Annotated in this window: 14 protein-coding genes and 1 pseudogene; 10 read left to right on the forward strand and 5 right to left on the reverse strand. The window is 65.1% G+C overall.

Translation table 11 applies throughout. From position 1 onward, the window contains the following. Positions 1-269: 269 nt before the first annotated feature. The gene (locus GPL20_RS17100; protein WP_157330690.1) at positions 270-422 is read left to right on the forward strand and encodes a hypothetical protein; all 153 of its coding nucleotides are present in this window, start codon (positions 270-272) and stop codon (positions 420-422) included. 7 nt (positions 423-429) lie between these two features. Here the strand turns inward: GPL20_RS17100 and GPL20_RS40300 are convergent. Beyond that, positions 430-639: pseudogene (locus tag GPL20_RS40300) on the reverse strand (hypothetical protein); the annotation flags it as partial. Between the two features lie 294 nt (positions 640-933). Between GPL20_RS40300 and GPL20_RS17115 the strand changes: the two are divergent. The 3 genes from GPL20_RS17115 to GPL20_RS17125 all read left to right on the forward strand — a co-directional run bounded on the left by GPL20_RS17115 (position 934) and on the right by GPL20_RS17125 (position 2,512). Then, the gene (locus GPL20_RS17115) at positions 934-1,632 is read left to right on the forward strand and encodes a Crp/Fnr family transcriptional regulator (protein WP_205751178.1); all 699 of its coding nucleotides are present in this window, start codon (positions 934-936) and stop codon (positions 1,630-1,632) included. 156 nt (positions 1,633-1,788) lie between these two features. Continuing rightward, positions 1,789-2,166, forward strand: coding sequence for an Hpt domain-containing protein (locus tag GPL20_RS17120; protein WP_157330693.1), 378 nt, complete (start codon positions 1,789-1,791; stop codon positions 2,164-2,166). 97 nt (positions 2,167-2,263) lie between these two features. Then, on the forward strand, positions 2,264-2,512 hold the full coding sequence (locus GPL20_RS17125; protein ID WP_157330694.1) for a hypothetical protein: 249 nt from the start codon (positions 2,264-2,266) through the stop codon (positions 2,510-2,512). Positions 2,513-2,580: 68 nt separating this feature from the next. Here the strand turns inward: GPL20_RS17125 and GPL20_RS17130 are convergent, their stop codons facing one another. Beyond that, positions 2,581-3,213: a helix-turn-helix domain-containing protein gene (locus GPL20_RS17130; protein ID WP_157330695.1), complete on the reverse strand. Its 633-nt coding sequence runs from the start codon at positions 3,211-3,213 to the stop codon at positions 2,581-2,583. 339 nt (positions 3,214-3,552) lie between these two features. Between GPL20_RS17130 and GPL20_RS17135 the strand changes: the two genes are divergently transcribed. The 3 genes from GPL20_RS17135 to GPL20_RS17145 all read left to right on the forward strand — a co-directional run bounded on the left by GPL20_RS17135 (position 3,553) and on the right by GPL20_RS17145 (position 7,086). Then, positions 3,553-4,716, forward strand: coding sequence for a hypothetical protein (locus GPL20_RS17135; protein WP_157330696.1), 1,164 nt, complete (start codon positions 3,553-3,555; stop codon positions 4,714-4,716). Between the two features lie 436 nt (positions 4,717-5,152). Beyond that, positions 5,153-5,578 (forward strand): hypothetical protein, encoded by a 426-nt coding sequence (locus GPL20_RS17140; RefSeq protein WP_157330697.1) that lies wholly within the window; start codon positions 5,153-5,155, stop codon positions 5,576-5,578. Positions 5,579-5,871: 293 nt separating this feature from the next. Continuing rightward, positions 5,872-7,086, forward strand: coding sequence for an EAL domain-containing response regulator (locus GPL20_RS17145; protein WP_157330698.1), 1,215 nt, complete (start codon positions 5,872-5,874; stop codon positions 7,084-7,086). A gap of 824 nt (positions 7,087-7,910) precedes the next feature. On the opposite strand, the gene GPL20_RS17155 is transcribed toward GPL20_RS17145, so the two are convergent. Beyond that, complete coding sequence (locus tag GPL20_RS17155; protein WP_254126501.1) at positions 7,911-8,771, reverse strand: DMT family transporter; 861 nt, start codon at positions 8,769-8,771, stop codon at positions 7,911-7,913. Between the two features lie 163 nt (positions 8,772-8,934). On the opposite strand from GPL20_RS17155, the gene GPL20_RS17160 reads away from it, so the two are divergent. Beyond that, positions 8,935-10,293: an aminotransferase-like domain-containing protein gene (locus GPL20_RS17160; RefSeq protein ID WP_246250647.1), complete on the forward strand. Its 1,359-nt coding sequence runs from the start codon at positions 8,935-8,937 to the stop codon at positions 10,291-10,293. On the opposite strand, the gene GPL20_RS17165 is transcribed toward GPL20_RS17160, so the two are convergent. Further along, the gene (locus tag GPL20_RS17165; RefSeq protein WP_157330702.1) at positions 10,288-11,268 is read right to left on the reverse strand and encodes an AraC family transcriptional regulator; all 981 of its coding nucleotides are present in this window, start codon (positions 11,266-11,268) and stop codon (positions 10,288-10,290) included. The genes GPL20_RS17160 and GPL20_RS17165 overlap by 6 nt on opposite strands. Before the next feature lie 133 nt (positions 11,269-11,401). On the opposite strand from GPL20_RS17165, the gene GPL20_RS17170 reads away from it, so the two are divergent. After that, positions 11,402-11,938, forward strand: a complete 537-nt coding sequence (locus tag GPL20_RS17170) for a carboxymuconolactone decarboxylase family protein (RefSeq protein ID WP_157330703.1) — start codon at positions 11,402-11,404, stop codon at positions 11,936-11,938. Between the two features lie 47 nt (positions 11,939-11,985). Beyond that, positions 11,986-12,492, forward strand: a complete 507-nt coding sequence (locus tag GPL20_RS17175; RefSeq protein WP_157330704.1) for a YkgB family protein — start codon at positions 11,986-11,988, stop codon at positions 12,490-12,492. A 122-nt stretch (positions 12,493-12,614) separates the two neighbouring features. Here the strand turns inward: GPL20_RS17175 and GPL20_RS17180 are convergent, their stop codons facing one another. Then, a complete protein-coding gene (locus GPL20_RS17180; RefSeq protein WP_254126499.1) occupies positions 12,615-13,592 on the reverse strand; it encodes a Bug family tripartite tricarboxylate transporter substrate binding protein in 978 nt (325 codons plus the stop codon). Positions 13,593-13,615 lie beyond the last annotated feature (23 nt).

Raw genomic sequence — 13,615 nt, forward strand, 5'->3', positions numbered from 1 at the left:
CAGGCGGAAGATGTTATCCAGGATCTTGGCGTTGTTCGGCTCCTGCTCGAACTTCACCAGCTGATTGTCGACGGTGTCCAGGCTCTCGCTGGTCTCCGTCAAAAACTCCCGCAACAGATCATCCATGGGGTACGCCTTACTGAGCTGGACTTCGACGCCTGAGCACCGCGCTTGTAATCGACGGAAGTCCGCTTTTTGATCGTTAGACATCCCCTTTCACGGTCCCGTTAATTTCAGCCTCCGTGCTAATACGGATATTGAAGACAAGTTTGCCGTTCGCCCTGCATGCGACAGCGTTTTTCGGCAAGACCGGCACAGCGCCGAGAGGAGGAGAAGCGCTCGGTCGACGCGCCGGGGAACGGCGGGACGAGGCGCGCGAAAAAGCCCTGCTGGTGAAGGGCGATACGCACGGCCCCGCGTGAAATTGAATCAAACCGCCGGTAATCGGGGCGCGCGGTCGCGACCGCCGATCCGCGCTTCGCGGCGATCAGCAGAGGCCGTGAGTGCGGTAAACGAACGGTTACTCCATGGCCGCTGCGGCCTATGCCGCGCTAACCCAGGCGCGTGCGTGAACGGCTTGCGCAGACAGCGCGCCGCACCGAGCTCCAGCGCCATCCGGAGGAAGCCGAGGGCGGGCGAACACATCTCGCGACGGTCGAAATGGTCAGGGAAACTGTCTTGGGCAAGGTGGGCGCCGCACTGAGATACATCTACGTCCCGCACGGCGCGATGCCGGGCCCGCGACAGCGTCGTGCCCGCGCCATCCGCCTGCGTGCCGAGGTGCACACAACGAGGGGCGATCGGCATGAACGGACATCTTGTCCCAATTGCCAATATATCCCGACGGTAACATGATGGCACTTACTCGCGCAGGGAGTGAATTGGCTCACAGCGGCTCGCCGGCTCAAGAGATGGGAGGCAGCTTTGGAAACGATGGTGCGTCCATCCAATGGTTTCCTGTCCGCGCTGTCGGCAGATGATTATGAATTGATCCGCCCACATTTGCGCACGGTCGACCTGCCGCATGACGCGGTGCTGGCCGAAACCGGCGAGACGCTCACGCGTGCCTATTTCCCGCACCGCGGCGTCATCTCGCTGGTGGTGAAACTTGCGAAGGGCGAGCATGTGCAGGTCGCGATGATCGGCCGCGACAGCCTGCTCGGAACGCTTTCGACCATGGGCGATGCGTGCGCGCTCAACACGGCGATCGTGCTGGTCCCCGGCACAGCCTCCGTGATGGACCTCGACCGGCTGCGCTGCGCGGCCGACCAGAGCGGCACCGTGCGAACCTTGCTCACGCGCCACGGGTTGGCGGTCTACGCGCAGGTCCAGCAGACCGCGGGCTGCAACGCCGCCCATCCGGTGGAGTCGCGGCTGTCGCGCTGCCTGTTGCACACCCATGACCTGTCGGGCGAGCACCGGCTGCTGCTGACCCAGGAGGCCATGGCGCAGATGATCGGGGCGCGGCGCAACAGCGTGTCCCTGGTCGCCAATACCTTGCAGCAGGCCAATTTCATCCACTACAGCCGCGGACACATCCAGATCGTCAATCTGGACGGCCTGCGCCAGACGGCGTGCGAGTGCTACGCCATTGTGAAGGCCCAGTACGACCGGCTGCTCGGCGCGCGCTGACGACGCCACTGGAATGGTAAACCGGCGGCTAACGCCGGGCCGCAAACGCTTTCCGTCCTGCTACCGGAACTGAAATTCAAATGCCGTAGACACGGTCATGCCGCGCGCAATACGGGCCGCGCGACAAACGAACCGGTGATCAAGGCGGGCAAAGCCATGTTTGAAGTGACCCTCGCGCCTGCACGGCGAGCCCTCGATGCCGAGCCGGCGCGCGAGCCGAGCGCTTACGCGGCGCTGGTGCGCGAGATCGGCGAGGACGGCGCCTGCGAAGTGCGCGCGGTGTTCTGGAGCGAGACCTGCGCGCGCCTGCAACTGTTCCGCACGCTCTCGCTCGCACAGCACCACACCAGGATCGCGCGCGAAGCGCATTCGCTGAAGAGCGCGGCCGGGACGTTCGGTTATCTGCGGCTCGCAGCGCTGGCGCTGCGGCTGGAGACAACAGCGGAGACGCTCGGCGACGCCGAATTCCGCGATCTGCTCGACCTGATGGATGCTGCCTACGCCGCCGGGCGCGCGCAGGAGCCGCGGGGCTAACCCATCGCGTGCATTTCCGCCGTACTTCTACGGTTTGGGATTTTCACAGATGACTAATCATAGGTGGTGATAGTCGCCGGAAACCAGGAGGGTTTCCATGTTCACCTATGAGACCGCGGACCAGAAGGAAGTCCGTCGCTTCCGTATCGCACAGTTCAACGGCCGCATGGCGACCGTGAAGGCTGGCGAAGCGACGGTGACTGGCTTCGTGCGCTCGGTGCTGGAAAAGGAATCGAGCACCCCTCCCTGCTGGACCATCACGATCATCCCGAACGCGCCGAAGGAAGCGCCCAGGCCGCTGCGGCCCTCATCGCGCACGCGCCCCTTCGCTGAAGACTATTTCTGAGCGCGATCGGGCTCCAAGGTTCTCTCGATATGCCTCGGAGCCGCCGCCGGCGGCGGCATAGAGCAACTTCAGTCGATCGAATGCAGCAGCGCCGCACGGACAAGGTCCGCGGTGTTGCGCGCACCAAGCTTGCGCATCGCCTCGGCGCGATGGCTCTCGAACGTGCGCGGACTGATTTGCATCCGAAGCGCGCCCTGCTTGTTCGAATACCCCTCGCTGATCAGCCTCAATACCTCGCGTTCGCGCTTGGTCAGCCGCTTCTGGCCAGAAAGGCCCAGGAGCTCGGCACTCGGCACGCGCTGCTGGGGCGCGCGGGCGGCCTTCGATTCCGCGCCCTCGGTCCTGCCCTCGGTCCTGGGCGGGACCGGCAAGCCGCCCTTGTGAGGACCGGCAAGCTGCTTGACGAGACCGCAAACACGCTCGGTCTGCGCCAGCGCGTTCTCCACCACCCGCTGCAAATAAGCACGGTCGCCCGAGACCGGTGCGAGCTGATCGCTGTGATGCTTGATCTCGCCCATGTAGAGCAGAAGCGCAGTCAGGGGACCGTTGAGTTCGCGCGCGATGGCGGCGGCCATCTCGTCGGCCGCCTTGGCGCGGGCCGCGTTCAGGCGAACGAAATCGGGCTCGTCAGTCGGAGCAGCGTTGCTTTCGTACCATTCCGACGGCCGCGAATCAGTGGCCGCATCGTTCTGTGACTCCATGTGACTCGTTTAGCGGAACCAAAGCGGTTCTGTGGTTAACTTTTTGCTCCGTAAGACTACGGTGATTTTGTCAGTTTTACGCTAAAAGGGCGGCATCGGCACAATTAATGCTTGCGACGGCTGTCCCGCAGCCCCGCAGAGGTTGAGAACCCAGCCCGATTCCTGGGCAGGCAAGCGGAAAGCCTCCTTAACCACCGCATCCCGGCGGGTGCCCGCAGCCCCGGGTTTTACGGATAAATTAACGGTGACTTGGTTCTCTAAGCAGGATTGAGAGCGCGCAAATGCCTCCACGCATGGGCCTGTTAGGCCTGCGGGAAACGCTGCGAAAGATTGCGTGCCATGAACGAGATCGATCGGCTGTCGGGGTTCTTGCAGAGGCTGACGCCGCTGTCGCGCAGCTGTTTGCTCAGCGAGCTCGAGCGGCTCGAGCTGTGCGGCATCGACATGCCGGGCTCGGCCGACATCCAGGCCCGGCTGCGCGCCGAGTTTCGCAAGGACGGATCGACCCAGGCGCGCGCCACCAGTCCCTCGCGCTATTTCTTCGCGCCGCTCGAGCTGCTCCTGATCGACGGCGCACCCGAGCATGCCAATGCGGGACGGCTTTCGCGCAACACCCTCACCCCGATCTGGGAGTGGATCTGCCGCGACCTGCTGCCGACCATGGCGCGCGACTACATCAAGGCGATCAACGACCAGGTCGCCGCCAACAACCCGAAGGAAGTGCAGAAGATCGCGTCGACCTTTCAGATCAAGGTCGTCAAGGTCCTCGAAAACACCCTCGCCTCGTCCGAGAGCGCCGAATTGGCACGCGGCAAGCTCGCCCAATACACCGCCTCGCGCACGGCCTTCGACGACGTGATGAAGATGCAGCACGTGCTGCGCGCGGGCGATGCGCTGCCGAAATTCAACGAGAGACTGCCCGAGAAGATCGCGAAGTTCGACGACGGCCAGGTTGCCCAGATCACCGCGCAGCTCGACGCCTTCAGGAAGGCCCATCCCGACGCGCTGCCCTTCGCGCTGGCGCTGCTGGCGAGACGCCTGAAGCCGTCCTGGCAATTGGTGCGTCTCGCCACCAAGGCCGCCGCGAGCAAGAGCGTGGCCGACGTCGCCGCCACGCCCTATGCCTGCGTCGTCCCCATGGTGCTCGACCGGCTGGACGACAAGCGCCTCGCTCTCAGGGTCGCGCTCCGGCACAACCGGGTTCTGGTCGCGCGCGACCTGCTCGCCGAGATCTACGACATCGAATATGCGCTCAAGGTCCGCATCGACGGCATCGAGAGTTGCGAATGGGGCGTCCGGCTGCAGCAATTGATGGACGCGATCGCAGCGCTCGTCTCCGCCGAGGTGAGCCGCTTCCCCGCCAATGTCGGCCACATTCTCGGCTCGCGCCGGCTGCGCAGCCACGACACGCTCGGCGGCAAGCTGACCTACCTCGCCTGGAAGGGACGCGACGCGATGCAGGACGGCGCGGCGGCGTTTCGCAAATTGATCGGACAGACCTGATCTCACGCCACCACTAAAGCGCGACGCGCTTTAGCTTTATCGATGAGCATGATCTTGTCGGAAAACCGCTCCACACGTTGCGCTGACGCGGCCCTTCGGGTCCGGGTCATGCTCTAAGGCGCGCGCGGCAGGCACAGGAAGCGATCGAGAAACCGCCCTGACAGCACGAATCTGAACCACCAATGCATCATACGCCGCATCGACATAGCTGCGATCCTCGACAGCCCACCACCGGCTGTGCGGAGCAATAGCGCAGGCGCAGCAGTGCACGTGTGATGTGCTTCACATTCGCGCCGCCGGACGCGGGCGCATTGTCGCAGAACTGTCACGCGCGAAAGGTGGAACATGCGCGCATCGCGCGAAAATGAGTTCCTCGGCTGTAGCCACCGCTTCTATCTTCCGATGCAGCGAAAGACCAAGGCGCAAGGAGTTCGCGATGAGAGCGCATCGACTGACAGTGACGATCACGGCCCTGCTCGTGAGCGCGCTCGCGCTCACATCGACGACGACGGCGCAGACGACGCCGCCGCAAGGCAATGCGGCGCCGACCGCCGACAACGCGGTGCTGCTCACCGTCTTCTTCAAGCACGATCAGTCCCGCCCGCTGCACGAGTTGAATGCGCAACTCGAGAAGCAGGGCTTCTACAAGGCGTTTCCTCCGGCCGGCGTCGAAGTCGTGAGCTGGTATGTAATGATGGGCATAGGCCAGGTGATCACGTTGCGCCTGCCGGCCTCGCGGCTGCGCGAGGTCAACCGTGTCATCGAGGACACCGCGTGGGGCTCTTACCGCACCGAGTTCTATCCGACGTACGATTATAAGGCGGTCGGGCTCGCACAACACGAAAAAGCCGCCGCCAATTAATTCTCCGACAGGCCTCGTCGTTGCATCGGAGGGCGATGCAACTGCATGGTTCGACGTCATCCGTCGATCAGCAGCGCACCGAACGAGCGCGCGGGAGAAATTCCACATGCGCTGGCTGTCGTTGCGCGCGCGGTGCTTGGGTATGCAAATTCTTTTCGAAGAATCTGTCGACAAATTAGCTCGAATTGCAAAGCTTAACGTTACTCAAATAATTCAAGAACGATGTGAAGCTCTCCTTATTTGAACCCACGCTCGGCGTTTAAGAAACCGTCACGGAACGGGAGTGGTGTGCAATGAACGATGGGATTGTTGAACTCGTCGGCCGGAGGCCTGTGACCTTCGGACGGCGAAAGGTGACGCCGCGCGCCTGTGTGGCCGACAGCAAGCGTCACCTGCGCGCCTTCCTCAGCGAAGTGCTCGAGGACCTCGGCTTCGTCACCAGCGAGTGCGCCAGCGCGGACGAGCTGAAAACCGTGCTCGCCACCGAATTGCCGGACCTGATCCTGCTCGGAGTCGCCGCCGATGGCATCGAGCCGGGGCGATTCCTCGAGATATTGGTGCGCGAGGCATTTGCCGGCAAGGTTCTGGCCGTCGGCGCCCGCGAATCGATCATCGTCAGGGCCGTGCAGCAGGTCGGCGAGGAATATGGTCTTGCGATGCTGCCGCCGCTGACCACGCCCTTTGCCGCAGAGACGCTGCGCGAACGCGTCACGATGCTGCTGCCGGAGGAGCCGGCGCCGAGCCCGGCGGTGCATGTCGGCGAGGCCCTGCATGCCGGCTGGCTCGAACTCTGGTACCAGCCCAAGATCGACGCGCGCACGCTGATCCGCAGCGGCGCCGAGGCGCTGGTGCGGATGCGGCATCCGACCTGGGGCGTGGTGCCGCCGGCCTATTTCATTCCCGAGGCGCACGATCCGCATCTGCGCGACCTGTCGGAATTCGTGATCGAGCGCGCCATGCAGGACTGGCACTATCTTCTCGAGCAACAAAGCCCGGTCGATCTGTCGATCAATCTGCCCGCCGCGTATCTCAGGGAGCCGCACGCGGTGCGCGATCTCTGCCGCCGGGTGCCGACGCATCCGGCCTTCGGCGGACTGACGATCGAGATCGACAGCGAGGAGGCAACCCGCGATCTCGACCTGCTCACCGAGGTCGCGCGCGAGGTGGGCCTGCACAATATCGCCCTGGCGATCGACAATCTCGGCGCCAACTGGCCGGCGCTGATGGGGCTGGACAAGATTCCCTTCGTCAAGCTGAAGGCCGACCGGCACTTCGTCACCGGGAGCGGCACTGATCGCCTTAAGCGAACGGTGTGCCGTCACATCGTCGAGCTCGCGCAGGGCTACGGCGCGTGCGCGGTCGCCGAAGGCGTCGAGAGCCGCGCCGACCTCGTCGCGGCGAACGAGGTCGGCTTCGACCTGGTGCAGGGCTATCTGTTCGGCAAGCCGATGCCGCTGAAGAAATTCGCGCGGAGCACGCTGACAAAGACCGTGATGGGGCAGGCGTGAGGCGGCGCCCTCACGCCAACCGCCGCGGGAAGAACACGCCGACGACCACGAGCGCGGTCGCGGCGATCACCTAGCAAGAGAAGACGGTTCTTCTAAAGCATGATCCGGAAAAGTGCGCAGCGGTTTTCCGAAAAGATCATGCTCAAACAACAACCTAAAGCGCGATGACGATTCATCCTAATCTCATCGCGCTTTAGCGGCAGACCCAGACGCCATTGACCAGCACGCGGGCGCAAGTTGGCGCCGCGACAGCGGCTCCTGCGGCTGCTGCACCTACGGCCGCTCCACCGACCACGGCACGGCGCGTCGTTCGACGCGCGACGCCCGCGACACTCGCCGGCGTCGCCGGTCGCCCTACGCGGGCCTCTGCGCTCTGGATCGAGAATGAAAGACCGGCTTCTTCCGACCACTGCACAGAGCCCATCGCTGCGCAGACAACGACGGCACCGGCTAACCACAACTTAGTTCCGTGTCGCATGACGTCCTCCTTCGCTTGGGATTTTTGAGCTGGCTCGTAAATTCCATTGACTATGGCCACTCCAACAACGATGCGCGGATTTCTCTCCTTCGAGCGAGGATGCCGATCGCCGATCGCAACGAAACGTCGAACGGGACTGCTATGCGGATGCTGGTGCCGTCACTGGGAAAATAAGGCATGTGATGCAGTCAGGAGATAACTCGCCATAAGAGGAGACCCTGCGTGCTGGAACAGGCGTTGATCTAGATCAAGGCCTGGTCGTCGCATGACAATGGCGCCGGGTATGATCGCCTCAATGCCAAGCGCGTTCGAGCAAGTTCACGAGCGTCGACTGAAGCGTGCGCCCTCACGCAAACCGCCGCGCGAAGAACACGCAGACGACCACGAGCGCGGTCGCGGCGACCATGCTCCATGCGACCGGCTCGTGCAGCAGGAAGCCGGCGAGCGCGAGGCCGAAGAACGGCTGAAGCTGCTGCAACTGGCCGACGCGCGCGATGCCGCCGGTCGCGAGCCCGCGGTACCAGAAGATGAAGCCGACGAACATGCTGAAGACGGAGACGTAGGCGAGTCCGATCCAGGCGGGCATACTGACGCCGCTCCAGGTCGGCGGCCACGTCCAGATGGCGACCGGCACCATCAGCGGCAGCGCGAGCAGCAGCGCCCAGGAGATCACCTGCCAGCCGCCGAGGCGGCGCGACAGCGCGGCACCTTCGGCATAGCCGAGCCCGCACAGGACGATCGCCGCCACCATCAGGAGATCGCCGGTGAGCGAAGCCGAACCGTCGCTCGACAGGGCGAAGCCCGCCACCGTGGCGCTGCCGAGGACGGCGAACAGCCAGAACAGCGGCTGCGGCCGCTCGCCGCCGCGCAGCACGGCGAAGATCGCGGTCGAGAGCGGCAACAGGCCAATGAAGACGATCGAATGCGCCGACGTGATGTGCTGGAGCGCCAGCGCCGTCAGCAGGGGAAAGCCGACCACGACGCCGAGAGCGACGATGGTGAGCGAAGCGAGATCCCTGCGCGCCGGCCGCGCCTGATGCAGCAGGCCGAGCAGGGCCGCACCCAGCAGCGCAGCGATCACTGCGCGCGCCGAGGTCAGGAACAGCGCCGAAAAGCCCCCGACCGCCACGCGCGTCGCCGGCAGCGAGCCGCTGAAGATGATGACGCCGAGAAGACCGTTGCCCCAGCCGCTGCCCGCAGATTGCACGTGACCTCCACTCCTTCTGAGCGGCGATTCTCGGCCCTGGCCGATGGCAAGAACAGCGACAATCCAGTACAATCGAACCAAACTGTATGGATATGGAAGGCCACACACTTTGGGCGGCGCAGGACAAACAGGAGGCCGGGGCGGAACGCGGACCAGCGACGTGATGGGCGCCATCCGGGCCAAGGTCGCCGGCCGCGCGCTCGGCGCCGGCGACCGTCTGCCGTCGATCCGCAGCCTTGCGGCAACGATGGGCGTTTCGCCCTCCACGGTCGTCGAGGCCTATGACCGGCTCGCGGCGCAGGGGCTGATCCGCGCGCGCCGCGGCTCGGGCTTCTATGTTTCGCCGACGGCCACGCCGCCGCTGGCGCTTGCCGCGGTCGAGCCGCGCCGGGACCGGGCGGTCGATCCGTTCTGGGTCTCGCGGCAATCGCTCGATGCCGACGCAGCCGTGCCGAAGCCCGGCTGCGGCTGGCTGCCGCCGCACTGGATGCCGGATGCGGCCCTGCGGCGTGCCGTCCGCACGCTGGCGCGCGCCGATGCGAGCCTGTTGACCGATTACGGCGGCACGCGCGGTGCCCTGGCACTGCGCCGGCTGTTGCTGACGCGCCTTGCCGAGGACGCCATCGAGGCGTCGGCCGACCAGCTCATGCTGACGGGCTCGGGCACCCAGGCAACCGACCTCGTCTGCCGCTTCCTGCTCCGTCCCGGCGACACGGTCCTCGTCGACGATCCCTGCTACTTCAATTTTCGCGCGCTGCTGCGGGCGCATCAGGCCAAGATCGTCGGCGTGCCCTACACGCCGTCGGGCCCGGACGTCGCGCGCTTCGAAGAGATCCTCGCCGGCGAGCGGCCGCGGCTCTACATCACCAATTCAGCGCTGCACAATCCGACCGCGGCGTCGCTTTCGCTTCCGACCGCGCACCGGCTCCTGACCGCGGCCGCCGCGCACGACCTCACCATCATCGAGGACGACATCTTTGGCGATTTCGAACCGGAGCGATCGCCGCGTCTCGCCGCGCTCGACGGGCTCACCCGGGTGATCCGCATCGGCAGCTTCTCCAAGACGCTGTCGGCCTCGGTGCGCTGCGGCTACATCGCAGCGCGAGCCGACTGGATCGAGCATCTCGTCGACCTTCAGGTCGCAACTGGTTTTGGCGGCCCAAGTCCGGTCGCGACCGAGATCATCGCCACGGTGCTGGCGGGCGGCAGCTATCGCAAGCACATGGACGAGCTCAGGCAAAAGCTCACGCGCGCCCGCCGCGAGGTGGCGCGCAAGCTTCAGGCCGTGGGGATAGAGCCCTGGCTGATGCCGCGCGGCGGCTTTTTCCTCTGGTGCCGTCTCGCCGGCGGGCAGGACTCCACGCAGGTTGCACGCGCGGCGCTGCGCGAGGATGTCGTGCTCGCACCGGGCAACGTGTTCAGCGTGTCGCAGACGGCGGCGAGCTTCCTGCGGTTCAACGTGGCGCAGATGAGCGACCCGCGGATGTGGGATGTGATGCGGCGGGCGTTGAAGACGTCATGAACCGAGGTCCCGCGGCTTCGACACGGCCCTCGTGAAAATGTCGCGCCCCGGCGGCTCCTGCATCTTGCGCCACTGGGCCGGCGTGACGCCGATGTGGCTCTTGAAGGCGCGCTGGAAGGCTGCTTCGGATTGGTATCCCACCGCCTCGGCAACGGTGCCCGTCGAGGCGGACGACTTCCGCAATTCGTTTGCCGCAAGCGTCATCCGGATGTCGGTCAGGAGATCGGAGGCCGATCGCCCGAGCTTGTCCTGGAACTGCCGGGCGAGCGTGGCGCGCGACATGTTGCACAGGCGCGCGAGGTCGGGCAGCGACCATGCGCGCGCCGGCTCGTTGAAGAGAGCGGCCACCGCCGGCGCGAGGCGCGGATGGCCGGCAAGCGCGAGAAGACCAGGCGGCGCATCCTCGGCCTCGCTTGCGAGCCGCAGCACCAGCGCGAACATCGCGGTCGACAGCGCATTGAGCATCGCGCGACCGCCGAGATGATCGTCGACCGACTCGCCGCGCATCAGCGCGACGAGGCCCGCGAGCTGCGCGGCATTCTCGCCTCCATTGTGACCGCGGGCATGCACGACCAGGCGCGACGGCAGATAGTCGCGCAGCAGGCGGTCGTGCGGAGGCGCGATCGCGAAATGCCCGCAGAGCAGATCGAGCCGCTCTCCCTTGCCGGCGTTCTCACTGATAATGAGATTGAGCTCCGGGCGATTCCGCGCCGGCCTCGGCCGCGCCCCGCCGCCGTCATGCATGACGTGGCGCGGATTGCCCGGCAGCAGCAGGATGTCTCCGGTCTCCAGCCGCAGCGGCTTGCCGCCGGCCGGATCCTCCAACATGGCCGAGCCGCCGACGACCGCGTGGTAGGGGACCTCGTTCGCCTCGCCCGGCCCCTGCTCGATCCGCCATGGCGCACCGTAGGAGCAGCGTAAGTCCAGCCGCCCGCGCACCGGCATCATCTCGAACAACCTGCTGAGCCAATCCATGGCGACTTCTCCAAGAACGACCGATCGTGAGACGATCTAGCATATAACTGAGCAATCTCGGCATTCAAAGTCTCATTTCGGGCTCATACAGTCACTCCGCAATCGTTCACCACCCAAAACATGGAGTGCCATCATGTCCCGTCTTTCCGTTCCCAATCTCGACTCCGATACCGGTCCGTCCGGTCAGGTCTACGCGCAGATCAAGAAGGCGATCGGCAACGTGCCGAACACCTTCGCGGCCATCGCCGCTCACGGCCCGGCTGCGCTCAAGTCGGTCCTCGCCGCCGATGCCGTGCTGGCGTCAGGCTCGCTCAGCAAGCGTGAGCAGGAGACCATCAAGCTGATCGTCAGCGGCGTCGCCGGCTGCGATTATTGCGTGGCTGCGCACAGCCTGCTTGGCAAGCTCGCCGGATTGAAGCCTGACGAGTTGAAGAACATCCGCGACGGCAAGCCTTCGGGCGATGGCAAGCGCGATGCGCTCGCCCGTTTCGTCCGCAAGCTGGCCGAAACCAGCGGCACCGTCAGCGACGAGGAGTTCGCGGCGATCAAGGCCGCCGGCTACAGCGACGCCCAGCTCGTCGAGATCAGCCTGGCTTTCGCGACCACCGTCTTCACCAACGTCTTCAACCGCATCAACGACACCGAGATCGACTTTCCCGCCGTCGCTTGACGCGACGCTGCGGTCAGTCGGATCTCCAGCATGAAAGGATCACGATCATGACCACGCTATCCACCACCGCTCGCAATCCGCTCGTCCGCGCCCTGGAAAGGTCCGGCCTGCTGGCGGAGGACCTCGACTACCACGTCGTTCGCGCCTCGATGGTGATCATGTTTGCCTTCTTCGGCTACCAGAAGTGGTTTCCGTATGAATTCGAACGACTGGTCCCGTTCATCAGCAACGGACCGCTGATCTGGTGGCTCTATCCGGTGTTCGGCCATGCCGGCGCCAGCTACTTCCTGGGCGCCTCGGAATGGACATTCGGGTCCCTGCTGCTCGCAGGCTTCTGGGACAAGCGGCTCGGCGTGCTCGGCGCCCTCGGCGCGACCGGCACCTTCATCGCGACGGTCACCATCATCCCCTTCATGCCGGAGGGCTGGGACATTGCCGCGGGAGGCTTCCCCGCCATGACCGGCAACGTGCCCTTCCTGATGAAGGACGTCGTCCTGCTCGCCGTCTCGCTGTATTTGCTGAGGCAAGACGTGGTTCGCCTGACGCGGCAATAGGAAGGCACCCTGTTGATGCCGAAACGTCGCCGGCGAGAGTCCCGCCTCGCCGGCGATTTTGCGCGTTCACGACGGTGGAGCCGCCGAACGGCAGCGGCGCCTCATGCGGCCGCGAGCGACACCTAGTTCGCCTTGATGCCGGCCTCGCTGATTAGCCTGCCCCATTTCGTGCTTTCGCTCTGAATGAAGCGACCGAACTGCTCCGGCGACATCGGCGCGGGTTCGGCGCCGAGGGTCCTGATCTTCTCGACCACCGACGGGTCTTTCAGGGCCTTCGTGAAGGCATCGTTCAGCCTGCCGACAATGTCCGCAGGTGTGCCGGCCGGCGCAACCAGCCCGAACCAGCCCACGGATTCGAACTCGGCGATGCCGCTTTCGGCTAGCGTGGGTACATCAGGCAAGGACGGAAGGCGTCGCGCCGAAGACACGCCGATCGCGTTGAGCTTGCGTTCGAGGATGAGCTGCCGCGATGCCGGAATATCCAGCACCGCAAAGGGAACGTGGCCTGCGAGCACGTCGACCGCTGCCGGCGCGGTCCCGCGATAGGGCACCAGCTCCATGCTGATCCCCGTCTTCTGCGTGAACAGCGCGGCGGTCAGATGCATGGCGGTGGAATTGCCGCCATGCCCGATCGAGAGCGCGCCGGGCTTGGCCTTGGCGAGCGCGATCGTCTCCGCCGCATTGTGCGCAGGCACACTCGCGGACGCGACGAGCACGAAAGGAATTTCCGCCAGCAGGGTGATGGGCACAAGATCTTTCGGATCGAACGGCATCGACGAATTGAGGTGCGGGTTCACCGTCAGCGCGCCTGCCGGCGCGACGCCGAGCGTGTAGCCGTCGGGTTTTGCCTGCGCGACTGCGGCCATGCCGATGTTGCCCCCGGCACCTGCGCGGTTCTCGATCACAAGGCTCTGCTTGAGCTCGGCCGTGACCAGCGGCTCGAGCGCACGGATGACGGTGTCGGCACTACCGCCGGGCGGGAAGGTCACGATGATCTTGATCAATTGCTCCGGATAGGCCGCCTCGACAGCCCCCAGCGGCAGCACGGTGAAAGTCGCGGCCGTCAGCACGGCCAGAATGCGGCGCCTTGTGTGAAACACGTTGCCCTCCTCAATGCGTTCTT

The sequence above is a fragment of the Bradyrhizobium cajani genome, assembly GCF_009759665.1.
GTDB classification, from domain to species: domain Bacteria; phylum Pseudomonadota; class Alphaproteobacteria; order Rhizobiales; family Xanthobacteraceae; genus Bradyrhizobium; species Bradyrhizobium cajani.